Source organism: Rhodohalobacter halophilus, assembly GCF_001715195.1.
GTDB lineage: Bacteria > Bacteroidota > Rhodothermia > Balneolales > Balneolaceae > Rhodohalobacter > Rhodohalobacter halophilus.
Genome location: NZ_MDWE01000012.1, coordinates 1 through 26,712 on the forward strand (window position 1 = coordinate 1; position 26,712 = coordinate 26,712).

Genomic DNA, 26,712 nt, shown 5'->3' on the forward strand with positions numbered 1-26,712 from the left:
ATATCAAATACCTATGAAGACACTTATATCCACGTTATTCATCCTGCTGTTGTTCACAATCGTTCATGTTGAACAGGCGATCTCTCAGGTTCAGAACGAAGCGAATATCTCTTCCAGTGAAATGAGGAGTATGCTTAACTCCAATCAGATCCCGCTTCACCGGGCTACCAACACGGAGGGTTCACCGTACTATTTTGAGGATTTTTTTGAAGGTGTGGTGCATTTAAAAAATGGATTCAGTACCCGGCCTCTTCAGATTCGCTACAACACGCATACTCAGAGTGTGGACTTTATGAGTGGAAACCTGGCCTTTAACGTGGAGGGCGATAACATCGACTCTTTTACATTTTCTGACGGAGAGAATGAGTATAAATTTTCGAAGGGGTACGAAGCGCGCGGTATTTCTGAGGATGATTTTGTTGAAGTTGCTGCTGAGGGAGAAGCGACATTTATTGTCCGCCACTACACAAATTTCTTTGAAGATGCTTCCACATACGGACAGGCCACACAGGAGGATCGGTATGTGACGAGCGCTGTTTTCTATCTGAAGGTAGATGATGATGATTTTAACAGAATCCGAAGGCCGAATGAAAGACGAATTATGAGGAATTTTGACCGGTTTGAAGATGAGCTTGAAACATTTGCCAATCAGCACTCTCTTGACTTTTCGGACGTGAGGGATGTGGCGCGCCTGGTGAAATACTATAACTCACTGGCAGAATAGAGTAGTTACCGGTCAGCTCAGAGTTTGAGCAGCGATCCCAAAACTGTTCGCCATCAGATAGAAGAAAAGGAAACTTGTTTAAAGAAAAGAATGCAACAAAAACTTCGTGATTCTCTACAGCCATCAGCCATTGAACTGAGCCGGTTTGCCTTAGAAGGGAACTTCTCTTTTTTGAAACAAAAAGCGGGTGATGGGGTCCGGATCTCATCTGTAATAAAGGGGAATGCTTACGGCCACGGGATCTCCTCGTTTATTCCGATGGCAGAATCGTGCGGGATTAACCATTTTTCGGTCTTTAGTGCCGATGAGGCGGAGGGAGTTTTGAAGTTCAGATCTGATCCTGATACAGATGTGATGATTATGGGGATGATTCGTGATTCTGAACTTGACTGGGCAATTCAGAACGGAATTGAATTCTATCTGTTTGAAATGAGCCGGCTGAAAGCGGCTGAAAAGTTCGCAAAGAAGAATCAAAAGAGGGCATCTGTGCATCTTCAGCTTGAGACCGGTATGCACCGAACCGGATTTGAAATGAGGGAGTGGAAGGAGCTCTTTAAGCAGACATCGGAAAGTGAATGGATAGATGTGAAGGGGATTTGCACACATTTTGCCGGCGCTGAAAGTGTGGCGAACTATTTTAGGATTCAAAATCAGAATAAGCGTTTTCAGGAGGCGCTGGAGCTTGCTTCAGCCTATTTTGATCCGCTGCCTGCCCGTCACGCCGCTAGCTCCGCAGCATTTCTGACAATGCCCGAAACCCATTACGATATGGTTCGTGTGGGAATCGCACAATATGGATTTTGGCCCAGTCGTGAGACCTACATGCATCAGGCAAAAGCGAACCGTTTTCAAGAGGATGTTGATCCTTTGCGACGGGTAATGACCTGGAAAAGTGAAGTGATGAGCACTAAATGGGTGGCTGCCGGAGATTTTATCGGTTACGGGAATGTCTATATGGCCGGACGAGATATGCAAATTGCTACGGTTCCGATTGGATACACGCACGGTTTTGGTCGAAACCTGACGAATGCGGGACACGTTCTGATCAATGGAGAGAGGGCGCAGGTTTCCGGTCTGGTAAACATGAACATGATCACCGTTGATGTTACAGATATTCCCGGAGTACAAAAGGGGGATGAAGTGGTGTTGATCGGTCATCAGGGAGATGATGAGATCACTGTGGCCTCTTTTGGGGAGATGACCAATAACCTGAACTATGAAATTTTAACCCGTCTGCCGGCTTCAATTCCTAGATTGGTGGTCGCGTGAGGGGATGTACAAATAGAAGACCCGTCAGGTTTCTGAAACCTGACGGGTCTGGCCCAACCTTCAATCAAACTACTTCACTTTCTTCTCAATAATTTTTTCCAGCCTTGCCGCAATGATCATCGGATATTTTGAAGTGAGGAAAATGGGGTTTTTCCGGCCTGAGATGGTGATCTCAATCGTATTGGATTCCAGGTCAGTGATGACATCCAGCACTTTATTTAATCGATATTCTCTCGAACCGGACCCATATATAATCATTCGCCGATCGGTGATGACGAGTTTTCCATCGATCTGAATTTCATAGCCAAGCTTCCGGTACTTTACACGATTCTTCTGAAACCGGTCCTGAACCCGCTCTTCAAGCAGTCGAACATCATCAAAATCTGCATAACAGATCTCACCCTGCACCAAAGGGACAGGTGATTCCTCTTCATGAAGCGGACGCTCCATCTCCTTCCTCACTGAGGAGGCCAAGTCCAGATACTGGAGCTCTTCAAAAATAAACTGATCCGGGAGATCCAGCTTTTTGATCAGCTCCCTGATTTCATTCTCTTCTTCTTCACTGAGCAGATGATCATCGAGAGCGGCCTCCAGATGCCGGGAGAGAATGGCCTGTTTGGTTTCCATGATAAAACTGTCATTTACCGGAAGCTGTTTCTCCAGTTTGTTATAGGCAAATATGTATTCATCTTCCCGTTTTTCCATGGCAATCTGCAAAATTACGGTAAAAAGATCGGGCATAAAGCGCTCATTATATTTACGCGGCGCTTTCTCCTCAAATCGTAACATGGGGTCCAGGTCGACCTGAGATGGATTTTCTTCAAACTTTTTGGTGAGAGACTCCACCATCTGATGACCTTTCCTGCGCCATCGGTAATCCCGCAAAACGGTGAGTAAAATAATGAGGAGTCCAACTGCTGAGATGATCCATACGGTCTGTTCACCCATCAAAAGTGCTGCGGCAAGAAAGATTGCTGCAAGACTCCAGATGAGAGGACTTTTGTAGAGAGGTATGCTCTCGGCAAGCTCCGGCCACGGATGCGGTTCAATCAGATCGTATGGTGAGGAAAAAGTCGAGCCGGTATCTACAAAAAGATCGGTCGGCCCGTTCGGGTTAATTTGTGCCCGTCGGCCGTTCGGTTTGATAGCATCGGGAATATCCTTCCGTCTCTTTTGCCCAAACTTCTCCCGGTAGTAGAGTCCGTGCCGTCCGCCATAAACATAGGCTCCGTTTCTGTTCAGGCCGATTCTTGCTCCGGTAACTCCGCCCGAAACACCAACGCCGCCCTTTGAAAGGTTAATCCGTAGAGGTCCCGCTTTAAATGCTTTTCTTATAAAAAATCCCATGGCGCCAAAACTCTGAAAGTTTTAAATGTATTACAACCTTGTTTTTAGTTTAGAACTACACGGTTTATGTTCATTTGTTTCAGTTTGTCTGAGAATTCATTGCCTCGTAAGTTAAAGGTGGAATGAATAAAGTTTGCTCAGCTAAATCTATTAAATAGAGATATATGTCAGATTACTACGCAGCCATTTTCGGTGCCGGCATTTCCGGTTTGTCGTTGGCGAATCAACTTCATCAAAGAGGAAAAAAAGTTTTGCTGATCGACCCGTTTCGGGCTGACCCCGAAGCTCCCGGACCACCGGCCGCAATGGTCAACCCATCGGCGGGACGAAAAGGAAACCTGGTATGGGAGAGTGAGAAGTGCCTGAATGCATTCCGAGCAAATATTGAGAACCTTGCAGAGAAGTCGGGCAGGGATGATCTGTTTAACGCGACCGGTGTTTTGCGTCCTGCCATTACCGAGGAGCTGGCCGAGAATTTTAAACAATCACTAGAAAAACAGCCGTGGCCTGAGGGGTGGGTAGAGTGGCTTGAACCGGATCAGATAGAGGAGATCAATCCCGGAATTGCTGAAAACTATGGCGGTTACTTCATCAAACCGGGACTCACGGTTTTTGTGGACAACTATCTGAACACCTTCCGAAAAGTATTGACGAATGGCGGTGTAACGTTTAGCGGTTTGAAAACGATGTATGAATTTCGCGAGTCGGATTTTGTTCTTACCGACAAAAAGGGGAAGACCGCAACAGCAGAGCATGTGATTGTGTGCGCCGGACATGATACTCCCGGTTTTGAAGACTGGGCCGAGCTTGGGATACAGCGTGTGAAAGGCCAGGTAGCCATTTTTGAAACGGAGCAAGAATTGCCGTGGATGCACGGACTCTCAGCGCTGGGATATATTCTGCGGCGAAAACCGAATGAACTGATTGTCGGTTCAACCTACGAGCACCATTTTGATGACGTGGAGATCACGGATGAAGCACATAACCGGCTGTTTGGCAAGCTGGAGAAGATTCTGCCGGAGATCAGCAAAAAGGTGAAAAAGACCGGACAGCTGGCCGGAGTTCGAGCAACGGCGCCCAATCATCTGCCGGTTCTGGGAAGACACCGGAATAATCCGCAGTTATGCATCTTTTCGGCCATGGGGTCCAAAGGGTTGATCTATTCGGAGTATATGGCGTCCATTCTGGCGGATCATCTTATATCAGGTTTGGAAATACCTGATGAGCTGGATACGGAAAGAATTTATCGCCGATTGCGTAAGAAAGGAAAGATTTAGGAGAGTGGATTCACCGCGGAGGCGCTGGGAGCGCTGAGTGTTTTTTTACTTGGTGATGGTGGATTTCGAATCTGTCGTTAAGTATCATTCTTATAATAATCTGTAATAATTTAGAACATAACATGAGTTTGTAATATTGTTGTTGAATTTGATAAGAAATCCCCTCCTTCCCAAGGAGGGGAATAAGGGGTGGTTCGAACAGGTCAGGTTCATTTTTCAATCTATATTGAAGGAAAAAATTGAGATCCAACCACCCCTGTCCTCCGTACGAGACTTCGGAAGGCTAGCCTAGCCCCTCCTTCATAAGGAGGGGATTTTACAAGTTTTCTACTGCGATTCCCAGCGCCACTGCGGTGAATCACATCCCTTCGATGTAATCGCCGAATTTCCAATCGGATTCGAAGTCGGGATTGAGCTCCTGTTCAGTTAATATAGCCTTGACCATCGCAACCGGAATGCTGTTATTTTGCAGTATCGCATCGTGAAACTCTTTTTCGTTCATCTGTCCGGATTCAACCAGTTCCATTCTAAGCGAGTAGAACTGCATGGCCCCAACCATGTAAGCGATCTGATAGAGCGGCCCGTAATTACCTTCAAAAGATCGCCGGACTTCCGCCTCGGCATTGGCGTATTCGTGTCCCACCTTATCCACTAAATAATCGATGGACTGCTGGGGTGTCCAGTTCCCGAGGTGGTAGTTCAGTGAAAAGACAATACGCGCGGCTCGGTGCATTCTCCAATAGAGCATCCCGATTCGGTCTTCGGGATTGTTGGCAAATTCTTTTTCCCACAACACAAATTCCCAGTAGAGCGCCCACCCTTCGGTCCAGAACGGGGTTCTGAACATCCGGCGCTGTGTTTCATATCTCTGATTCATAAACTGCTGCAGGTGGTGGCCCGGAATCAATTCGTGGTGAACGACCGCTTTGGAGAAATGAGGGTTGTTGCCCCGCATGCTCATCATCTTCTCTTCGTGAGTCATGGTATGGGTCGGATAGGCAATTCGGACTGTCTCCCCGCCCAGAAAGAATGGAGCGATACGCTGCCATTCCGGGCTCAACATCATCATCCTCCAGGTCTCTTTTGCCATATCGGGGATGGTTACCAGGTTCCGGGATTCGAGAAACGTAACGGCTTCATCGGCCAGGTCCTGCACAAGTTTGGGCTGTTCTCCTGCCGGGAGGTAGGTGGTTTTAACCTGTTCGAGTGCAGCTTTCCAGTCATCGCCAAAGCCGAGTTCATTGGAGGCTTTCAGCATTTCACGTAAGGTCCAGTCATACTGCTCGTTTGCGATGTCTATCAACTCCTGCGGCGAGTAGGAGATCATCTCAAAAGCCAGCCGGCGGTTGATCTCATTTTCTCCGATGGGATTGCCGGTAATTCCGCTTTCATCCACAACTTCTTTATCCTGATCGTAATGGTTTTTAGCTAATTCAGCATAAGACTCAAACGATTCTTTGAGTATTTCAAACGGCGATTCCACCCACCAGTTGAAATCGGGAGAATAGCCGTAGTAAAAATCGTAGACCTCTTCTATAGCATCTTTCAGTTCCTCAATAGCATCCGACAAATAGGCCGCATCCCGCTTGGAGAGATGATCAGCTTCTTCTAGTTGATTCATTTTTCTTTCAATTTCATGATGCCAGCTGTTCATCCATTCGGCTACTTTTTGCCCTTCAATGGAGTGACCTCTTCGGCGCAGCTTAATAAACTCCATGATTTCCTCTGGAGCAGGTACGTATGATGCAATTCGATTATACTGCTTGCGCTCTTCCTGTAAGAAGTAGAGAGACCGGTCCAAACTGTTCTGAAACAGCAGGTAATCCACCTGTTCGGAATGAGAGAGGTCATCAAAAGAGATCTCCCCTAATCGTTGAAGCTGAGTTTCATAAAACTTTTCAAAACGGTCAAAATACTCATCTGATGGCTGAACGGAGTAGAGCCGGTTTAGAGCACCGCGATCGGCCTGGTAGTGGGTGATCAGATCGGTGACAGGCTGGGCAGACAGTGAGGTTGCTGTAGAGACAAAGAGGAATAGAAACAGATATTTTAATATGGATCGCATTGAGTGAAAGGTGTTTTCAAGTTTCATCCATGAAACCAATTATTTTTGATTTCTGCAATTTGTGAGCTGTAATTTTCAGAGTATTTGACTGTCGTCCCCTTTGGGGCTTTCGATCATACAGATTGATAGATCTTCATCGTGCGCTGCACGATGTTGTTGACCGGCGCTCCTTCGGAGCTAAGTTTGCTTAGGCTGAATGGCTCAAGGATTCAAAAGTTCTCTACAAGCTCGAACAGTCGGGTTATGAGATTTGAGTTTGATCTCTTTGTCCTGCAACTGTTTGGGCTTTCGATCAGTCAGATCGGTTGGCTATCTAAATTTTTTAATCCTACATACTGTGTGTTTGCCCCAAAGGGGCAAAGTCAATAACATAGTGCAACGCGCTATGCCGGATACTACGGCAATAGATCTATATAGCCCTGAAGGGGCTTAATCCATACAAAACATTACAATGCCTCAGTCCCTCTCGAAAGTATATACGCATATCATAATCAGCACAAAACACAGAAAAAACCTGATTGATGACAAGATAGAAAGCGATTTATATAATTATATCGGAGGGATATGTAAAGATCTGGAATGTAACCCCGTACAAATTGGTGGATATAAAAACCATGTTCACATTTTATGTCTCTTGTCAAGAAAGATTACTCAAATGAAACTTCTTCAGGAAATAAAACAGGGCTCTTCCAAATGGATAAAAACGATGGATGATCGATACGCAAATTTTTACTGGCAGGATGGATATGGAATTTTCTCAGTCTCTCCGAAAGGAGTAAACTCCGTTATCGATTACATTCAAAATCAGCATGAACATCATCATAATATGAGTTTTAAAGACGAGTATAGAAAATTTTTAGTGAAGTATGGAGTCGACTTTGATGAACGATATGTATGGGATTAACCTGCCAATTCATTCTCGGATCGCTGCCCGCGTTGGGGCAGCTCTGATGGGTTGACATTGTATCATCGTGCGCTACACGATGTTGTTGACCGGCGCTCCTTTGGAACAGAGTTTTCACAGACTGGATCGCTTAAAGATTAAAAAGTTCTCGACAAGATCGAACTGATGGTCGAATTCATTACGAATCTGAACCACCCCTATATCCTCTCCTTAAAAAAAGGGAGATATTTTTTAGATCTTCAATCGTGGTAACTAAGAAGCATAATTAAATTTACCGAATCCGCACTTTCAGGCCACCCATCAGCCACCGTCCGGGCATGGGGGCTCCGAGAATTTCCTGGTACCGGGTGTCGGTCAGGTTTAATCCCTGGACATAGGCGGCCAGTGGCCAGCCGGAGAATGTATACTGAAGCTTCAGGTTGGTGAGGAAATATCCGTCGGGTACATCTCCGGCAATCAGGTCGGCCGACTCTGCATTGCGCACTCTGTAAGAAGATTCGGATGTGATTCGGAACCTGCTCAAACTGGTATCAATGGTGAATGAGAACTGATGCTTTGGGTGATTGGCAATGTATTTTGAAATCTCGTTCTCATTTCCCGAAGTGCGAATCCAGGTGTATCCGGCATCGGTACGAACCGTTTTTTGTGATCCGACATCAAAGCGGTGGGATGCCAGAAACTCCACACCGGCGGTGTTGCTGGATGCGATGTTCAGCGTATAGAAATAGTTCTCGTCCGGCTGCAGGTTATCCGCATTGGTTATGTCAGAAGAATTCGTCAGTGCATAGTCGATCAGGTCCGATGAGGTTCGGTAGAAAAGGGTTGGGGAGATGAGTGTGCGGTTTGTAGGTCTCCAGTCCATGCCGATGTCAAAGGTCCAGGAGCGTTCGGGAAGAAGGTCGGGATTTCCGATGTTTCGCAGCGGTGCAAGATCTTCAATCTGTGAGGAGATAAAGCGCTCGGTGAAGTCACCCACTCGGATGGCTCGTCCCATGGAGCTGCGCAGGGTGATCTCTCCTCGGTTGTATGCCATGCTGAGCTGAGGCAGAAATTCAGGATCATTCTGGGTATCGAACTGCAGACGTGTGCTGGCGGTCAAGCTGAATCCGCTGCTCCACCCGGCAGAACCGATCAGGTAGATACCACCCATTCGGTCTTGATGATTCCCACGGTCTGTGCTTTCAATCTGTTTATCCAGCATCTGAGCTCCGACCATCAACCGGCTGTTCGAAAGGGATGATCTGCCGAGGTCTCCAAGAGAGATTTCGTGTGAGAGATTTACAAAAAACTGATCTGTGATGTGCTCATTTACCGGAGATCCAATCCTTGAATTAAAGTCGAAAATATCCTCCACATTTCGATAGGAGATATTAAACTCCGTTCTGTTCTGACCTGTGTCTCGTGTGATGGCACCGAGCGCCCACCGGCTGGAGATCTGCTCTACGGACTCATCAAACTCACTTCTTGTGTAGAAGTAGCGCGCACTGAAATCCCGCTCATCCGCGCCGCCACGCACGTACCACGACCAGTGATCGTTCATCCGGTAGGAGAGAGAGGTGCTGAAATTGGCCAGTTCAAAGTAGTTTTCGTAGTGAGTTTGATCGGAAACACCCGCTTCAAAACCGGGATTTGGAAGGCGTTCACCGTCAGAAAAGACTCCTCGGATTGAGGTGCTGAGTCTCCACCGATCCTGCTGAAGTTCAAAGGAGAGATCGCCCATGCGGAGATTGTTCTCCCCATAAGCGATATCGGCATCGGCGTAGGAGAGGAGCCCGTCAGGTTTGTCGATCTCTCGCTGCATGTACATTTTTGTTTTAATATGAACCACACCTCCAACGGCATCGGCTCCGAAGGAAGCGCTGGAAGGACCACGGATGATTTCTATCTGGCCGATTTCACCCAGCGAAACCGGTATATTGGTATTGAAATGAGCCGTTAGCGGATCGTTCAGCGGCACATTATCGAGCATAAAGAGAACCTGGGAGAAGGTACTGCCTCTCATACCCACATCGGACTGTACGCCAAAACCCTGCCGTGCATTGACGTTGATTCCGGGAATGGATTTGAGCAGATCATCCACAGAAGTAACAGGCATGGCCTCAATCTGCTTCTGAATGATGACGGCCACACTTTTGCCGCTTTCGGAAATGGTTGAGGTGATTCGGGAAGAGGTTACGGAGATGGAATCGAGTTCGGCGGTGAGCTGGGCAGAAGCCGTCTGAATAAATATAGGAAGCAGTAAAAGAGTCATTACGGTACGAAGAATAACTTTCATAGGAACAGAGCTGTTTTTGAACACTAAAAGATTTTCTTGAATGTGCGCAAATATAAGCGGAGGAATCAGGAGTGCAAAAAGAAATTCAGACAGACCTGGCTTTTATATTTTTCCGGTCGATGATCTTTTTTTTGCGGTATTACGTAAAGTGATCTTTTCCTTTGTTTTGCCTTTTTTTCAGAATCCAATGTATGATGGGAGGCGCAATAAAAAGAGCCAGAACAACTTGACCGGTGTATATGTAGATAAGAAGTGCAGCCAGTATGCAGGCCAATACAATGATGAAGGAAATCAGCCACACTTTTTGGTTTATAGTCATTAGTTAAATTCATTTTGAATTAAGTCTTCAATAAGAGAATGGAATTTGATCGTAAATAAACATTTTAACGTCACTACGAGCATCGTCGAGAAGTCGAAGTGGCTTTACTTTTTAATTTCTCGCAGATGTTCTGCGCAAATCTGCGAGATAGAATAGTTTCCATCTAGTGGTGTAATAAATTTTGTATATGATCCTTAAATCTAACTTATTTCAAAAGACTCAATCGTTATTTCATGTCGCTTCGCCTTCCAGTCTCAGAACCTCAATGGGCGAGTGTTTGAAAATGTGGCGGCTGCCGCTCCATCCAATAACGATGGCCGACAGTACGACCGCTCCCGTAATTATGGAGAGGACAAAGAGATCCGGTCTGAATGCCAGATCAAAGTAGAACCACGCGAGACCCCAGCTTGCGATGAGTGCGAGCAGCAGTCCTGTTAATCCTGCAAGCAGTCCAAGCAGTGCATACTCAATGGTTTGAATTCCGGAAATCTGAGCTTTATCTGCTCCCAGTGTACGCAGCAGAACAGCTTCTCTCGTTCTCTGTTTTCGACTGATGGCAATAGAGCCGCCCAGAACGATAAATCCAGTCAAAATGCTGAAGAGTGCCATAAATTGTACGGCCATGGCAATTTTATCGAGAAACTCCTGCACACTCTGCAGTGCCACCCCAATATCTATGGCTGAAATGTTCGGGTGCTGCCGGACAACCTGCTGCTGTATAGCCGTGGTTTGCCGATCATCATCGGTCTGAATTACAGTCGCAAAAAATTGAGGGGCATTTTCAAGTACTCCGGCCGGAAAAACCACGAAAAAGTTTGGTTCCGGACGGGTGAAGTCGACCTCCCGAATACTGGCAATTCGAGTCGCAACCTGAACACCCTGCACGTTAAAAGTGAGAGAATCGCCAACGGTTACATTCAGATCATCCTCAATATTTGTAGCGATGGAGATGGGAACCACTGAGTTGATTCCAGCAGCTTCAGAAACCCACTCTCCTTCGGTGATCGTCTCAGATTCGCGCAGCTCACTCCGATAGGTGACTCTGTACTCTCTGCCCAGAGCCCAGCCGCGAACGTTAATCGTGGAGTCCTCTCGTACTTCAGTGGGTGTCATTCCATTCCACTTTGCCAGCCTCATCGAAACGATAGGAACATTCTGCAGAATCCTGCCTCCGTTCTCCTCCGCAATATTCAGGATATCCTCATTCTGATCGGTTTGAATATCATAGAGCACAAGGTTTGGCATATCATCGGAAAACTGCAGGTTGATCCGCTGCAAAATGGCATCTTGCGACAGATAGAGCGTTCCAATCAGCAGCATCCCCATTCCGAGCGTGGTCATCAACATGGAGGTCTGATTGTTTGGGCGAAACAAGTTGGCTGCTCCCTGTCTCCAGACGTAGGTAAATGATTTCAGCCGAAACCCTTTAATTCCGGCCATCAAAAATGATGCAGTAACTCGTAAAAGCAAGACAAAAGCGATCATACTGAGAGTGAAAACGGCTGCCACAGTAAAACTTTCGGTGAGAAGCCCTATAATCAAAATGAGTATAAGCAGGGTAGCGCCAACTGTCACGCTTTTCACTTTTTTTGAGAGGGACCGGATGGGAGAGAAATCAGCATTCCGAAGCGTAAGCATTGGGGAGACAGTGCTGACACCGGCAAGCGGCAGAAGTGAAAACACCACGCTTATTAAAATCCCAGTAAAAAGTCCCATGGCAATTGCTTGAACCGAAACAGCCTGAACAATTTCAAACGGTAGCAGGTCGGTAAAGAGGGTGGGCAGGTAGAACTGTAAAATCAACCCGATACCTGTTCCAATAGCGGCTCCGGCAAGTCCCATCATGGAAATTTGTATGGCTACGGATGCGAGAATTTGTTCTGCCTTCATCCCGATACAGCGCAGGGTTGCGACCATGGATGTTTTACGTTTCAGGTAAACATGTACGGCACTGGATACACCGAGTCCGCCAAGCAGAAGCGCCACAAAGGCGATCAAGCCCAAAAAGCGGCTTAAATTTGAGACGATCTCATCAAAATCTTCTTTGCGTGTTTCAACGGTGTCGTACCGAATGCGATGGTCGCCCCGGAATGAGCGTACCCCCTCAACGGCTGAAGCGATCAACTCAGGGTTTTCAAATTGAAAATAGGATTTATAGGTGACGCGGCTTCCGCGGTCCAGCAGACCGGACCCCTCGAGTAGATCCCGCGACAGGTAAATTCTTGGCCCGATCAACGAGAATGCTGCGGCTTCTCCGGGTACAGAGATGAGCTCTCCCGATATAGGAACTCGAATGTTGCCAACCTGAATGGTATCGCCGGGCTGAAGGTTGAACTGCTCCATTGCAGACTGCTCCACCAGTGCGGTGCCATCTCTCTGGTAGTTTTGTGAGGCGTTTGCAGGAAGGGTCTCAATCTGGCCATACATCGGGTAGGGACCGGAAATTGCCCGTATCTGGGAGAGCCGGTTTTGCCCCTCATCCGTGAAAATTACCATAGAGTTAAACTCCACAGCATCTGCTCTGTTTGCATCCAGCGTGTCGAAAAAAGATTGAATTTCTTCCGGATAGGGCTGATCCATCCGTACTTCGAGGTCGGCACCCAAAAGTTCTCGCGACTGATCATCAACTGTGAGCAACACGTCATTTCGAAAAGATAGAATGGCAACCAGTGCGGCAACACCGGCAATGACCGCTGATGTATATAGTAGCAGGCTTTTCCACTGAGGACGCGCATCTCGAAAGGCCAGCTTCCAGCTAAAGGGATTGAATAACTCGCGAATCAATTTCATTCTGATGTGCCGGCCTCAACGCTTACAGTTTCAGGTTCAGAGGTGTATGTGTCGCGATAAATTTCTCCGTTCTTCAGCTCAATAATACGATCACACTTCTCAGCCAGGTCGCGGTCGTGCGTAACAATAACCAGTGTGGTTCCCTGTTTTCGATTCAGCTCAAAGAGCAGATCTTCTATCTGTTCGCCGGTCTCGCTGTCGAGATTTCCGGTGGGTTCATCGGCAAAAAGAATTTCCGGTTTATGGATGAATGCCCGGGCCAGGCCAACTCGCTGCTGTTCACCTCCGGATAGCTGATTGGGGTAGTGATGGAGACGGTCGCCCAATCCTACCTGCTCAAGCAATTCCCGGGCCTGGCTTTCAACCTCTCGATAGGGAACGCCGCGCAGCTCCACAGGCACCATCACATTTTCAAGTGCTGTAAGAGTAGAAATAAGCTGAAAGGATTGAAATACAAAACCTATCTGTTCGTTTCGAACACTGTTCAGCTGATCTTCCTTCATGTCGGAAATTGGCTGACCGTTCAGGATTACGTGTCCCGAGGAGGGACGATCGAGTCCGGCACAGAGCCCGAGAAGTGTGGTTTTACCACTGCCCGAGGGACCGACAATGGCGCATGAAATCCCCTTTTCAACCTCGAAGGAGACGTGATCCAGAACGGTGAGTTTATGGTCCCCGCTTTGGAAGGTTTTTGTTACATTTTCTACAGACAGGATGGAACTGTGATTCATTGATATTCAGTTAGTTGTGAAAAAGTATTCTATGTGATGGTTTCATCCTGAACGGCGTGACGATTCACACGGTTTGATCATAAAAGAGTGTCAGTTTTTAAAATCTATTCAAAAATGATCTGTTATCATCCTGAGAGTTAGGACGCCGCAGTATGTTAATATTAAAAGGTTTTTAGAACTCATTAAGAAACAATCAAACCAACACGTTGTAATACGAAAAACATTCCGCTTAAAGTATCTTATTTAGTTATGAAATGTAAACGGACCGCTCCACTTCAGGTTGCACTCTATTTTGCCTTTTTTCTACTGGCTTCAGACCTTAATGCTCAGAAAAAGCAGATTCTGATTTTTGGGGACAGCATCACCGCCGGTTATGGGCTGGAGCAGGAACAGGCTTTCCCGGCATTTATTCAGAATAAGGTTGACTCACTCGAATTGCAGTACAATGTAGTAAATGCCGGATTGAGCGGGGAGACTTCGGCCGGCGGACTTCGGAGGATTGACTGGGTGTTGCAGCAGCCGGTGGATATTTTTGTTCTGGAACTGGGCGGTAATGATGGTTTGAGAGGTATAGATCCTGAAAATACGAAACAGAACTTGCAGGGGATCATCGATAAGGTATCTGAAAAGTACCCTTCTGCAACAATAATTCTGACCGGAATGGAAGCCCCGCCAAATATGGGCGAGCAGTATACATCTCAGTTTCGTTCGATATTCAATGAGCTTGCCGAGTCGAATGATGTGGTCTTTATGCCTTTTATACTGGAAGGAGTTGCCGGTGATCCGGAGCTCAATCAGGGAGATGGAATTCATCCGACGGAGGAGGGGCACAGGATAATAGCTGAGAATTTGTGGGAATACCTGGCAAATCTTTTGTGAAAATTTCATGCTTCGGGCAGCAAGCACCAAATTCCAAGCATCAGAATCCAATTGCCAAATTTCAGATCGGAAATTGTTTATCTGGAATTGCCGTTATTTGTATAAATGAATCGCAGTGTCGTTGCAGGGAAAGCGGGCACGATATTTAATTGTGTGATGTTAATTGTGTTGAAGGAAATTGACTTGGAGATCTAATTTTTATGAAACTTATTCTAATCTTAATTACGACTTTATTTACTATGACGGATCAAGCGGAAGCTCAAAATGAGAATTATGAAACAGCTGTATTCGGTGCCGGATGTTTTTGGTGTGTGGAAGCAATTTACCAACGTGTAAATGGTGTGGTAGCCGTAGAGTCGGGCTACGCCGGCGGACATGTTGAAAATCCGACCTATAAACAGGTTGTGAGTGGAAACACAGGCCATGCCGAAGTAGCCAAAGTCACCTTTTATTCGAATCAAATCTCATTTGAAGAGCTGCTGGAAGTGTTCTGGCACACGCACGACCCGACAACCCTGAACAGGCAGGGTGCGGATGTGGGCACACAGTATCGATCAGCAATTTTCTACAACTCACTAGAGCAGAAGAAGATTGCCCAAAAGTCGATGAAACGAACGGATGAGTCAGACCTATGGGATGATCCGATTGTGACGGAAATTACACCGCTCAGTAATTATAGTGTAGCTGAGGATTACCATCAGAACTATTTTAACAACAACCCGAATGCCGGGTACTGTTCTGTAGTGATTGCGCCAAAGCTGGCGAAGTTTAAAAAGGATTTCCCGCACCTGCTTCAAGAATCTATTTAAGGGTATTTATATGAAAAGACCTGTCAGGTATTAGAAACCTGACAGATCTGATTTTTCGCAGAGTTTTGCAGAAGAAATCCGGGGTATCAAAAAAGATTGTGGCGTAAAAAATCATTGCATATTAACAGGTATCATATAGTTCAATTCAATTAACTCAAATAAAAAAACCTTCAATTATGAAAGTACAATCGATAATATTTGTTGCAATTCTGGGACTCAGTTTGATTTTTGCATCAGTTTCAACTGCACAGGAACGCGGAAATGACAGCCCGCGGGTGAGTCCCAATGCGTCAGTTTCTCAAACGATTGGCACTACTGTCGTAACAGTCACATATGGCCGACCCGGAGTGAAAGATCGGGTAGTTTTCGGTGAGCTGGTTCCCTACGATGAAGTCTGGAGAACCGGTGCGAATGAATCAACGGTGGTTACCTTTTCTGATAATGTGATGATTGAAGGCGAAGCGCTGAGTGCGGGTACCTATTCACTTTACACCTTGCCAGGGCTGGATGAGTGGAGTGTGATTTTTAACAGTAAGCTTTCGTGGGGTACCCAATATGATCCGACGATGGATGTACTTCGTGTATCTGTGGAACCTCATACCGGAGAATTCATGGAGCAGATGATGATCTATTTTGAAAATGTATCGGAAGACTCCGGCCACATGATCATCCACTGGGATGAAATCAAAGTACCGGTAAGAATTGAAGTGATGAACTAAAATAAACAGACCTGTCAGCGTGCCGATCATTATCGGTTCCTGAGAGCGTCCGGTTTCTCGCAGATGTTCACGGATGAATACGCGGAGTATCGCAGAGTAAAATTAGTGCAATTTCGGGGCTTAATATATGGGCCGGACATTTATGGCTTTTTAAAAAGTATAGACCAGTCAGGTTTTCAAAACCTGACTGGTCTTTTTTATACCCAATAATTAAAACCCAATCTTCATATTGAACATCACATGGCGTTCAGCCTGCGGGTAATAGTAGTTGAAGTGACGCTGTTCGCCGCCGGAAATCCATCCGAAGGTGTATCCGTTGGCTACATACTTCTCATTCAGGATGTTGTTTACGGTAAGTGAAGCCGTCAGGTTTCTGACAAACGGTGCCGTATCCCAGCTGTATCGAACCACCAGGTCATTGATCCAGTACGGGTCGATAGACCGGCTTTCAGTCTGTGTGTTGTCTAAATACTGGCGCGATACATATTTGGATACCCACTCGGTTCTGAATCCGCCGGATTGATAAGTGAGAATGGAGTTGGCAATGGTTGAAGGCGACATGGCGATGTCCACATCTTCAAGTAGGAAACGCTCCTGTCCGCCCTGATCAAAATCATCCAAGAAGTATTCATATTCATTTACCTTATTTCTGCTGAATGTGAGATTTCCATTCCACTCAAAACTGTTTGAAATACGTGCGCCAAGCTGAAGTTCAATCCCGGCCCGGTAGCTGTCCGGTACATTCTCACGGACGGTATTCCCAACATCATTCACCTCACCGGTTGTAATCAGTTGATCTTTGTAGAGCATGTAGTAGAGATTTACGCCCAGGCTGTACCGGCCAAAATCGCCGTGATATCCCAATTCATAGTCGTAGAGACGCTCAGGGTCGGGGCGGCTCTCTTCTGTTGATTCCACGTAATCTCGTCGCGTCGGCTCTTTTCCGCCTACGCTGAGTGATGCAAACGCACGCTGACCATCCGCAAAACGGTAAACCACACCGGCTTTCGGGTTGAAGAAGTTGATGCGGTCGCGCTGGGTTACATCGTTCACCTCGCCGGTGTTTCCGTCAATCCGAAGTCCAAGAAAACGATAAGTCACCGCGCGATACTGCAGATCCAGGTAGGTGTTAAACGAGGAGCTGAAGTAGTAGTTCAGTTTTCCGTAAACGTTGAAGTCGGTTTTAAACCCGTTGTTGTCGTAGTAACGGTCGCCGGGCTGACTATCGCCAGCAAACTCTGCCCAGATCACCTCACCAAAGTGGTCTCCGTCGTACTCATTGTATGCACCGCCCACAATCAGGTTCCATTCATCTTCCAGGCGATATTCACTGGAAGCAATCACACCGTAGAAGTCGTTGTCCAGCCATCGCCGACGAACCAGATCGCTGCGCTCAATGGTCTCACCGCCAATCTCGATTGGGTCGATATTGTAGGTGCTCAAGCGGTCGTTATCGCGGAACTGCTCAAAATAGCCGCGGCCGTACGTGTAGTGCAGAGAGGTGTTGGCGGTCCAGTTGTCGGTTAGTCTGTAGGAGTAGTGCAGCTGGTAGTGATCCTGCTGGTAGTTGTCCACCTGATCTTGATAGGTAAACTCATTGAATCGACGGTTTCCGAGATTATCTCTGAGGCGATCGGCCTCTTCAGGACCAATCCAGAGATCGGTAATGTAGTTCTCGAGCTGATTCGGATTGTTCTCAAGAATCGGTTCCGGTACTCCGTTCCACGCCTGGTAGGTTCGCTCCTGGCCCGAGAAAACATCTGCTTTCAGCAGACTTCGGTCACCGTGTCGGGAAGCAGAGAGATAGAATGAGCGAAGGTCAGATTCCGCTCGGTCGATATATCCATCCGACTCAATTTTAGAGAGACGTCCTTCAATCTGCCAGCCGTTATCCATCAGGCCGGATCCAAGCTGAACCGTCGCTTTTTGAGTGCCGTAAGCGCCAACACCGAGATCCACATCCCCGTAGGCATCGGGCCGCATCAGGGCGGACTGAAGATTCATGGTCGCTCCGAATGCTGAAGCTCCATGTGTTGAGGTTCCAACTCCACGCTGAATCTGAATGTTCTGAGTGGAGGAGGCAAAATCGGGCATGTTGACCCAAAATACACCGTGAGACTCTGAGTCGTTCAGCGGTATGCCATTTACGGTTACGTTAATTCGGGCTTGATCCACACCACGGATTCGCATGTTGGTGTATCCGATTCCTGCTCCGGCATCGGAGGCCGAAACCACGGAAGGTGACGTTGAAACCAGCATGGGTATATCCTGTCCGGTGTTGCGAAGGTCGATCTCCTCGCGCGAGATATTGCTGTAGGCTACCGGTGTGGAGTCGTCCACGCGCAGCGCGCTTACAAAAACCTCACCTGCTGTTACCGGCTGGGATATGAGCTCAATTTCGAGAAAGGAGTCTGTTTCAGTAAATGAAACTGTTTTGGTTCGATATCCGATAAAACTGACTTGGATTTCGTAGTCCGACTCCCGCAGCCTCAGGCTGAATTCACCGTCAGCGTTTGTGGATGTACCGTTGGTGGTACCCACTTCAAGAATGGATGCTCCTGCAAGCGGTTCACCGGTGTTACTGTCGGTAACTCGTCCGTCTATGGTTTGAGAAATGGCTTGAAGGGAAGTCCCGAAGAGGATCGGGATGAGTAATGAAAATAGTTTCAGGTAAAAAGACATGATGCCTCCATCATTTTAAATGCGATTGAAGGAGGAGGACAGTGCGCGGCAATCATCAGCTGAATTTGTTTGTGATGGCCTGCACTGCAGATCGGTTTCCCTACGCCGGTATAACCCGGTTCAGGTTCACAGGGTATGATCTCAGTCCCGATGAGTGACTACCGGGACACCCCCAACCTTATTGGTTAAGTATGTGGTTGAATGATACGGGTGTTTAGATTCAGACTCAAGACGAAACACGAATTTCAAGACCTGTCAGCACCAACCGGATCTGACAGGTCTGTTCGCAGGGATAAATCCCGTGCTCAAATCTTAAACCTACGAATGGGTTTGATATTTCTCCCCTTGATGGGAGTACCCGATTTGTCGGTGAAAAACCTTTCTGCACCCGAAGGTTCTGAAAGCGTCTGAATAATTGAAATCTCGAGTTATAATTTATCGCAGAGTTTCGCGGATAAAACTTTGTGCTCCTTTGAGTCCTGACGACTTGGCGGCAGGATAAAATGAGCAGGCCACGAAGGTAGAGAGTTCCGAAGTTTCACGAAGGGCCTTTTCACTGTAGGCCGCCGGGATATATTCCGTACTTTTATATATTGTTTCCATCAAAGATGTCAGAGCCGTTGGTGTTGGCAGTTCTTTGGAACACTCAATGAAATAAACATGATGAATAAATTTTATCTGCTTCTTCTTACAATTGGCTTAACCTTCATTTCATGCAGCACATCCGAACGGGAGTTAACTGTTGAGGAGAGAGTCAGGGAAGATGTGGAGTGGCTGTCTTCCGATGAGATGGCGGGTCGGCTGGCCGGATCAGAACAGGAAGCTATTGCCGCTAACTATATCGCCGATCGTTTTCAGCAGATCGGGGTCGATCCATTTGGCGACAGTGATACTTACTTTCAGCAGTTCACCCTCCAAGGCCCTATGGCACAATCGATGGGAGTGGAAAATTATATTTCACGAAATGTCATTGGAAAAATTGAGGGAAATGAGCAGCCGGGGCAGTGGATCATCGTTGGGGCTCATTATGATGGACAGGGTCACGGGGGAACCATATCTCTAAACCACGAAACGGCTGATACACTTCATAACTCGGCTGATGATAATGCCTCCGGTGTTGCGGGGTTGCTCTATATTGCAGATAAACTCTCAGAACGCTCCTTTAATAAATCGGTGATGCTGATTGCCTTTTCCGGTGAAGAGCTGGGGCTGCTTGGTTCACGATATTTTACCGATAACTTTTTTATAAACCGAGACTCCGTAGCGGCCATGATTAACTTTGATATGATTGGGCGATTGACAAATGATGAGCTGACAATTTTTGGAACCGGAACCTCCCCGGAATGGGAGGAGATCTTGAATCAAACAAGTTCAAACGGATTGGAAATTCGCCGAAATCCAAGCGGGACGGGGGCAAGCGATCACGCACCATTTCACGATATCGGAATTCCGGTACTTCACTATTTTACCGGTACCCACGACGATTACCACCGGGAGTCTGACACATCTGATAAAATCAATACAGAAGGAATTATACGGATCACAGACCATGCTCACGAGTTGATGCAGAATCTTGACAAAGTCTCTGCCGGTGAAATGGAATTCACTCCAACTGCACCTCAACAGTCAAATGTGATGAGTGGTGATAGTGTGACGATGGGCGTTTTGCCCGATTACAGCTATTCGGGAGATGGGTTTCGAATAGATGGGGTGCGGGATGGCGGACCTGCAGAGATTGCCGGCCTCAGAGCAGATGATATCATTATTCAAATGGGTGAGATTGAAATTTCAGATATCTACACCTATATGCAAGCTCTCGGAGAATTTTCACAAGGTGAAGAAATTGTTGTGAAAGTTCGAAGATCGGGAGAAATTGTAGAACTGCCACTCACATTTAAGTAAACCGAACCATGAAAAACTTTCTTCCACTTATATTCATCTTCACTTTCATTTTCGGGCTCATTTCATGCGGCGAAAATCGCGTGGATTTACCCCCCTTACCGTCGGGTGTTCAAACCATATCTCTATTGGGAGATACACTCACAACGCCGAAACTGTCTCAGGAGGTGTTTGAAAGTCATAATGAAAAATTTCTGGAGGCAATCTCGAATTACCGGATTGATCCGGAAAATGCGGAAAATATCATTTGGCTGGGCAGAAGAGCTGCATATCTGGGAGAGTATCGTGAGGCGATTAAGATCTTTACCGAGGGCACTTTTAAGAACCCCGAGGATCCTCGAATGTATCGTCATCGGGGTCACCGCTACATCACGCTGCGCCACTTCGACCGGGCAATCCGCGATTTTGAGCGGGCTGAAGAGCTGAAGCGGGGAGTACCCGATATGATTGAACCGGATGGACTGCCCAATGAGCTGAATCAGCCTGTGAGCACACTCAAATCCAATGTTTGGTATCATAAGGGGCTGACACTTTACCTGAAAGGTGAATATCATCGGGCGATTGAAACGTATGAAAAATCACTGAAAGAGCTGGATCTGACAGACGATATGCGTGTGGCAATGCTCTATTGGTACTACTCAGCTTTGAAGCGGAGTGGTCAGGATGAGCGGGCCGGTGCGTCGATAGAAGATATTACGGCGGATATGAATTTAATCGAAAATGATGTCTATCTGAATCTGATTATGGTATTTAAAGGATTGTTCAGCCCGGACAGGATGATGGAGGTATCGGATGATGCCCTGCAGAATGCCACATTGTGGTACGGCATTGGCAACTGGCACTATATGAATGGGAGAGAAGAACGTGCAATTGAGATCTGGGACCGAATTCTCGATACCGATGAATGGGCGGCTTTTGGATATATTGCGGCTGAGGCGGAGATAGCAAGGATTGTAAACTGAGTAAGACATGACCTGTAAGCACCAACCGGATCTGACAGCGTCTTGCCAGGAGCCGCGCGGATAAATCTCGCGCTGGCATGTTAAACCCATGAGTGGGTTTGATATTTCTCCCCTTGAGGGGAGTGCTCGATTTTTCGGGGAGGGGTGTAACAAAATGACTGCGTCTTGGTTTTCCATTGAATAAATAAGAGTGAACTCAATATATCTTAGAACTTCTGAGTTTCCCTTGTGGATATATATGTGTTGACCAGAAAAATAGCAAGACAAGAGATTTCAAGAAGGAGATCAATAACCTGAAAGCCCCGGTAAAACACCGCAACAAAAAATAAAAAAAGGCCGATAGCGTCGCCACCGGCCTCTGCAAGGACACTGATGTCAACGCCGGAAAGCTCAATCAGAATCCTTAACCCCAATTGAATATAACTGAATAGTTCATAGAAGGAAAATTTGATTAAAAAGATATAAGTATATGATATTCAGTTTATTACCTTAATTAAGGGGGGCGATTGTCCGATTCGGGTAGGGGTTCGGAAGAACTGATAATCGAATGGTTATCGATTTGGAAAGAGTCGTATACGGATCATACATAAGTGAGGTCAGCTTGTTCTTATGATCGTTTGCAGCCTGCGGCCTTCATAGACAAACGATTGGCCGCAGATACGTGATATTCGATTTGAAAAGGGATACAGCTAGATTTATCGGTTCGCAAAATTTGAATCGATATTCTCCAATCATGTATCAAGAGGCTTTCATATTCGAGGGGGTAGTATAAATCCGCTGAAGCCTCGAAAAACCTATTGTATATGGATATTAAACCTTGTAATTTTACCGCCCTTCAAGATGCTGTATGTATCAAAGGACCCATAGCTCAGTTGGTCAGAGCAGTCGACTCATAATCGATTGGTCGCAAGTTCAAGTCTTGCCGGGCCCACATCCTGCCAAACAGAATGAGAGGGGCTAAAAACCCCTCTCTATTCCTCTCTAAAGCAAAAAAAACCTCAAAAACTAACATTGGTAAGCGAGCAGAAGTGATCAAAAGTGATTGCTTCGCACAGCTCAATTCCCAGTCTTGGTGTCCAAATTGGTGTCCATTTTGGTGTCCAATTTTTGAGGGTTTTGGGAGTCACTCTAAACGAGAACTCTCAAATACTTTGGAGTGGAACTATGGCATTTCTCACAAAACGGGGCAAGTACTATTACGTAAAATGGAATACATCTCAGAATGGCAAAATCAGAGCAGTTCGAAAAGCTCTGGGAACCCGTCATAAAGATGTAGCTCAAAAAATGGTGACAGAGCTGGAGAAGCTGGAATCGCTCGGAAAGATCGATCCATTCTCATCCGGCTTTAATCCCAAACGAGCACTGGCAGATGACAAGCCTGATAAGACGGTTCAATGCGCAACTGTTACGGATGCACTGAATCTATTCTATTCTGCTAAACAACATTTATCACCGGCAACTGTCGATGCATATAAGCGAGCACTCGATCACTTCGTAGAATTGAACGGACTGGATAAGGCAAGTCCTAAAAGTATCCGGCCACATCACTTCGAGAATGTAATCTTCAAACGTGGTATAACAGCAGCTACCCGGCACTATTACTTTCGACATTTCCGTTCGTGGTGGAAATTTCTGAAAAAGAAAAAAGTAGTTGAAGCAGATATCTTTGACTCCCTGAAAGAAGATCTTCCACGTATTCGAGAAAATACACGGCCTAAAATGATTTCAGAGGATGAACTTAAAACACTCTTCAAAACATTCGATTCAGAATTGAAAAGAAAGAAAACCCTGCCGGAATTTGATCCTGAAAGAGTGCAGCACTGGTTCAAACCTATTGTGGCTCTCTATTTCTATGGTGGATTACGAAAGCACGAAGCCGGTTACTCACCTGAATTAAAATATTCCGGGTTGAAAGGCGAAAATTTGATCTATGAGGACGGTGAACTGACTTACATCTACCTTCCCCCAACAAAAGGCCGGAAAGAGCGTCAGATACCGATTATCAAAGAACTGCGAGTACATCTTGAAGATTATCTCAAACAACGGGGTACAGTAAAGCAAAAAGACTTTGTATTTGTTTATAAAGGTGGCACCTCTGATGGACTGCCGGTTCGAGGGGATCGTGTTTATCGTGAATTTAAACGCTACGCAAAGGTAGCCGGGATTCCCACTACCCGCAGCTTACATGGCATGAGGCACCAGGCTGTTACGACCTGGATTGAGAAAGGATTTCATACGGCTGAGGCAAGTTATATGGCTGGTCATTCAAGTCAAAAGGTGACGGAGAAGTACACTCATTTGACTGCGAAAAGGCTGAAGGAGAAGATGGATGGATTAATTTGATTGAATCCCTAAGCCTTGAGTTAAGAATAAATCGCCTATTTTAATTCAATTCCAACATTTTATCGCAATCTTTTTTGTTTCCAAGGATTACGAATTTGTCTCCTTTTTTGACTTTTGTCGAGCCTTCGGGAATTCCTATTGAGTGATATGTATTTTTTTTACTTCTATCTGAATCTTCTGAAGTCAATCGTTTAATTGTTAAGATATTCACGCCATACCTTTTGCGAAGACTGAGTTCGTTCAGGGTATGATTAATCATCGATTCTGGAGCATCAATTTCAAAAATGGATAACCCATCCCCTATTTCCAATAGATCTTCAATACCTTTTCTATGAAGAGTTACTCCCATTCTCTCCGCTACTTGTCGTTCGGGATGAATAATTTCAGTAACACCTACTTTCATTAAAATTTGTTCTTGTGTTTCTGAATTTGCTCTGGCATACACTTGCTTTACTCCGGCTTTGATTAATTCCATCGATATTAATACAACTGGTTCAAAACTTTCGCCGATAGCAATGACCGCAATATCAACTTCAGTAATTCCATGTGATCTTAATTGAACCGGATCTGTTGAGTCAAAACAGATGGCATTAGAGGTAATATTTTTTACTTCATCAAGGTGATCCATGTTATTGTCAACCGCGATGACATCAGCTCCTTCTTTGGAAAGTGTTTTTACAAGAGCCATACCAAATGCACCAAGTCCGATGACAGCAATTTGTGGTGAGTATTCTTTAGCCATAATTAGAATGATTAGTAGTTAGATAAAATCATGCAACCATTACTGATTCTTCAGGATATTTATAATTTCGGCTTGTTATTTTATGAGCAAAGGCTACGGCTACTGTAAGCATTCCAACGCGACCTGCAAACATCGAACAAATAATAACCAGTTTACCCGGATCACTTAGATCACCTGTGATGCCTCGTGATAATCCTACAGTCATAAATGCAGACACCTGCTCAAATAAAATATCAATAAATGTGAATTCTTCGAAGATAGTCAATAGAATCAGACCTATGATCATAACCACGATGGCAAGAAAAACAGCTGTAATGGCCCTGAGAACGACCGCGTTGGGCACGGTTCGATTGGTAACTTCTACTCGGTCACTACCGATGACATTTGCTACCACCGATTTGTAGAGCACATAGATGGTCGTTGTTTTTAATCCACCGGCTGTGGATGATGGAGAGGCCCCAATTACCATCAACATAACAACAATCATCGTGGCACCGGCACTTAACGCACCGGTATCAAGTGTATTGAATCCTGCTGTACGTGAAGTTACGCTCTGAAACGTTGATAAAAGTAATTTATCTCCAAATGTATAATCAGCAAGGACTCCATTCCATTCAATTAGCAGTACAAGCAGAGCGCCTGTAACAATTAGGAAAGCTGTCATTCGAAAAACAATAATACTGTGAATGGAAAACTGTTTTCGTTTACTATTTCCCGTAATTCGATTGATCGATTCCCAGACTGTAGTAAAACCAAGGCCACCAATAATTACCAATACCATTGTCGTAATATTTATTGGTAGAAATGTGGCGTTCATTGGATCAGCAAGGCTATTGGTAAATACCGAGAACCCGGCATTACAGAAAGCAGAAACTGTATGAAAAAGTGAAAACCATAAGCGCTCACCTGTATCAGGAATAGCACTTGCCCAACTGAAGTAGAACGCAATAAACCCGACAAACTCCACTGTAAACGTTAAAATGACAATCCGTTTCATAGTTTTGGAAATCGTATTCACTTCTTCACCTGAAATGGTTTCCTTCAATACATTGCGTTCTGAAAGGCTGAATCCACCGGAAAGGTACATGGCAAGAAAGGTGGCAAATGTAACTACCCCGATTCCACCTAATTGAATCAATACCAGGATTACTCCCTGACCAAACATCGTTAAATGAGTTGCTGTATCCACAACAATTAATCCTGTAACACAAACGGCACTGGTTGCCATAAATAGGGCATCTATGAAGTCCAGTCCCATGCCGTCTGTGGTTGAAGCTGGAAGCATTAATAATAACATACCGACCATGATCACGGAAAAGAAACTAAGTAATACTAATCGTGCCGGATTGATGTTTTTAGCGAGAATATCAGGGATCACCTGAATAGTTTTAACAGCTACTAAAAAAACAAGATAAATTTGAATAATAATCAGAAGAGTTTGTTCTGCTCCCGTGAGGCCGATTTGATTTAACAGTTGAAGAATGTATACATCTTCTACTACCATTAATTCAATACCAAAAATCAGCGCAAGAGTTGCAGCAATTCCCTCAGGCCAGCGTGATTTTAAAAACTGAACTCTTTTAGTTGTGATCACTAATCGCACATAAAAGTAAACTCCAAAGGCAATTAGCAATACTTGATCTATAAAGCGGACAAGATGTAATGACTCATATTCTTCAGTATAGAACAGTGGAGCAAGAAGTGATACAAAAACAGCGATACTCAATATAATCGAGAAAGCGTGCAGCCATGGAGTTGCTTTCCGATTAAATTCATAAAGATCATCTTGCAGAAATCGAAATTTAAAGGAAAAACTTTCGTGAAATGATTTGAAGTGAATAATCCACTCGGCAATTCTTCGCCTCCATCGATAAGGTAGATAATGCCACATTTAGGGTTAGATGATCTATGATTAGTTCAAATTTAGATAGGATGATAACCAATTATTTGGAATATATGTTTCGATAGTGAAAGCA

General features: G+C 45.6%; 20 protein-coding genes, 1 tRNA gene and 1 riboswitch. Of the genes, 11 read left to right on the forward strand and 10 right to left on the reverse strand.

Annotation, left to right across the window (positions count from 1 at the left end):
- Together BG260_RS04280 and alr are read left to right on the forward strand one after the other, a co-directional pair.
- The coding region (locus tag BG260_RS04280) for a hypothetical protein (RefSeq protein ID WP_218089721.1) at positions 1-724 on the forward strand (724 nt) is incomplete at its 5' end.
- 90 nt (positions 725-814) lie between these two features.
- Complete coding sequence (gene alr, locus BG260_RS04285; RefSeq protein ID WP_069130713.1) at positions 815-1,993, forward strand: alanine racemase; 1,179 nt, start codon at positions 815-817, stop codon at positions 1,991-1,993.
- Between the two features lie 69 nt (positions 1,994-2,062).
- Here the strand turns inward: alr and BG260_RS04290 are convergent, their stop codons facing one another.
- Positions 2,063-3,340 carry a DUF4236 domain-containing protein gene (locus BG260_RS04290; protein ID WP_069130714.1) on the reverse strand — a complete coding sequence of 426 codons (1,278 nt, stop codon included), beginning with the start codon at positions 3,338-3,340 and terminating at the stop codon, positions 2,063-2,065.
- A 164-nt stretch (positions 3,341-3,504) separates the two neighbouring features.
- On the opposite strand from BG260_RS04290, the gene BG260_RS04295 reads away from it, so the two are divergent.
- Positions 3,505-4,617 carry an NAD(P)/FAD-dependent oxidoreductase gene (locus BG260_RS04295; RefSeq protein WP_069130715.1) on the forward strand — a complete coding sequence of 371 codons (1,113 nt, stop codon included), beginning with the start codon at positions 3,505-3,507 and terminating at the stop codon, positions 4,615-4,617.
- A 358-nt stretch (positions 4,618-4,975) separates the two neighbouring features.
- On the opposite strand, the gene BG260_RS04300 is transcribed toward BG260_RS04295, so the two are convergent.
- On the reverse strand, positions 4,976-6,709 hold the full coding sequence (locus BG260_RS04300; RefSeq protein ID WP_245683893.1) for a DUF885 family protein: 1,734 nt from the start codon (positions 6,707-6,709) through the stop codon (positions 4,976-4,978).
- 424 nt (positions 6,710-7,133) lie between these two features.
- Here BG260_RS04300 and tnpA point away from each other — a divergent pair, with 424 nt between their 5' ends.
- The gene (gene tnpA, locus BG260_RS04305) at positions 7,134-7,586 is read left to right on the forward strand and encodes an IS200/IS605 family transposase (RefSeq protein ID WP_069130716.1); all 453 of its coding nucleotides are present in this window, start codon (positions 7,134-7,136) and stop codon (positions 7,584-7,586) included.
- 271 nt (positions 7,587-7,857) lie between these two features.
- On the opposite strand, the gene BG260_RS04310 is transcribed toward tnpA, so the two are convergent.
- From BG260_RS04310 to BG260_RS04325, 4 genes are all read right to left on the reverse strand, one after another.
- Positions 7,858-9,861 carry a TonB-dependent receptor plug domain-containing protein gene (locus BG260_RS04310; RefSeq protein ID WP_069130717.1) on the reverse strand — a complete coding sequence of 668 codons (2,004 nt, stop codon included), beginning with the start codon at positions 9,859-9,861 and terminating at the stop codon, positions 7,858-7,860.
- A 139-nt stretch (positions 9,862-10,000) separates the two neighbouring features.
- On the reverse strand, positions 10,001-10,180 hold the full coding sequence (locus BG260_RS14015; RefSeq protein ID WP_141691513.1) for a hypothetical protein: 180 nt from the start codon (positions 10,178-10,180) through the stop codon (positions 10,001-10,003).
- Positions 10,181-10,411: 231 nt separating this feature from the next.
- The gene (locus tag BG260_RS04320; RefSeq protein ID WP_069130719.1) at positions 10,412-12,970 is read right to left on the reverse strand and encodes an ABC transporter permease; all 2,559 of its coding nucleotides are present in this window, start codon (positions 12,968-12,970) and stop codon (positions 10,412-10,414) included.
- On the reverse strand, positions 12,967-13,701 hold the full coding sequence (locus tag BG260_RS04325; protein ID WP_069130720.1) for an ABC transporter ATP-binding protein: 735 nt from the start codon (positions 13,699-13,701) through the stop codon (positions 12,967-12,969). Before BG260_RS04325 ends, BG260_RS04320 begins: the two co-directional genes overlap by 4 nt.
- Positions 13,702-13,950: 249 nt before the next feature.
- Here BG260_RS04325 and BG260_RS04330 point away from each other — a divergent pair, with 249 nt between their 5' ends.
- The 3 genes from BG260_RS04330 (at position 13,951) to BG260_RS04340 (ending at position 16,108) form a co-directional block, all read left to right on the forward strand.
- A complete protein-coding gene (locus BG260_RS04330; RefSeq protein WP_083750092.1) occupies positions 13,951-14,580 on the forward strand; it encodes an arylesterase in 630 nt (209 codons plus the stop codon).
- A gap of 239 nt (positions 14,581-14,819) precedes the next feature.
- Positions 14,820-15,389, forward strand: a complete 570-nt coding sequence (gene msrA, locus BG260_RS04335) for a peptide-methionine (S)-S-oxide reductase MsrA (protein WP_069130721.1) — start codon at positions 14,820-14,822, stop codon at positions 15,387-15,389.
- A 176-nt stretch (positions 15,390-15,565) separates the two neighbouring features.
- Positions 15,566-16,108 carry a DUF2911 domain-containing protein gene (locus tag BG260_RS04340; protein ID WP_069130722.1) on the forward strand — a complete coding sequence of 181 codons (543 nt, stop codon included), beginning with the start codon at positions 15,566-15,568 and terminating at the stop codon, positions 16,106-16,108.
- Positions 16,109-16,318: 210 nt separating this feature from the next.
- Here the strand turns inward: BG260_RS04340 and BG260_RS04345 are convergent, their stop codons facing one another.
- Both BG260_RS04345 and BG260_RS14140 read right to left on the reverse strand, forming a co-directional pair.
- On the reverse strand, positions 16,319-18,790 hold the full coding sequence (locus BG260_RS04345; protein ID WP_069130723.1) for a TonB-dependent receptor: 2,472 nt from the start codon (positions 18,788-18,790) through the stop codon (positions 16,319-16,321).
- An 80-nt stretch (positions 18,791-18,870) separates the two neighbouring features.
- Positions 18,871-18,974: riboswitch (TPP riboswitch) on the reverse strand.
- Positions 18,975-19,225: 251 nt separating this feature from the next.
- Positions 19,226-19,393, reverse strand: coding sequence for a hypothetical protein (locus tag BG260_RS14140; protein ID WP_176719430.1), 168 nt, complete (start codon positions 19,391-19,393; stop codon positions 19,226-19,228).
- 57 nt (positions 19,394-19,450) lie between these two features.
- Between BG260_RS14140 and BG260_RS04350 the strand changes: the two genes are divergently transcribed.
- The 4 genes from BG260_RS04350 to BG260_RS04370 all read left to right on the forward strand — a co-directional run bounded on the left by BG260_RS04350 (position 19,451) and on the right by BG260_RS04370 (position 23,994).
- Positions 19,451-20,692 (forward strand): M28 family peptidase, encoded by a 1,242-nt coding sequence (locus BG260_RS04350; protein WP_069130724.1) that lies wholly within the window; start codon positions 19,451-19,453, stop codon positions 20,690-20,692.
- A gap of 8 nt (positions 20,693-20,700) precedes the next feature.
- Entirely contained in the window at positions 20,701-21,651 is a 951-nt protein-coding gene (locus BG260_RS04355) for a tetratricopeptide repeat protein (RefSeq protein WP_083750094.1), read from the forward strand.
- Between the two features lie 857 nt (positions 21,652-22,508).
- A tRNA-Ile gene (locus BG260_RS04365) sits at positions 22,509-22,582 on the forward strand.
- 233 nt (positions 22,583-22,815) lie between these two features.
- Positions 22,816-23,994 carry a tyrosine-type recombinase/integrase gene (locus tag BG260_RS04370; protein ID WP_069130726.1) on the forward strand — a complete coding sequence of 393 codons (1,179 nt, stop codon included), beginning with the start codon at positions 22,816-22,818 and terminating at the stop codon, positions 23,992-23,994.
- A gap of 40 nt (positions 23,995-24,034) precedes the next feature.
- Here BG260_RS04370 and BG260_RS04375 read toward each other — a convergent pair whose 3' ends face one another.
- Entirely contained in the window at positions 24,035-24,736 is a 702-nt protein-coding gene (locus BG260_RS04375; protein ID WP_069130727.1) for a potassium channel family protein, read from the reverse strand.
- Between the two features lie 28 nt (positions 24,737-24,764).
- On the reverse strand, positions 24,765-26,462 hold the full coding sequence (locus BG260_RS04380; protein ID WP_176719431.1) for a TrkH family potassium uptake protein: 1,698 nt from the start codon (positions 26,460-26,462) through the stop codon (positions 24,765-24,767).
- Positions 26,463-26,712: the final 250 nt, after the last annotated feature.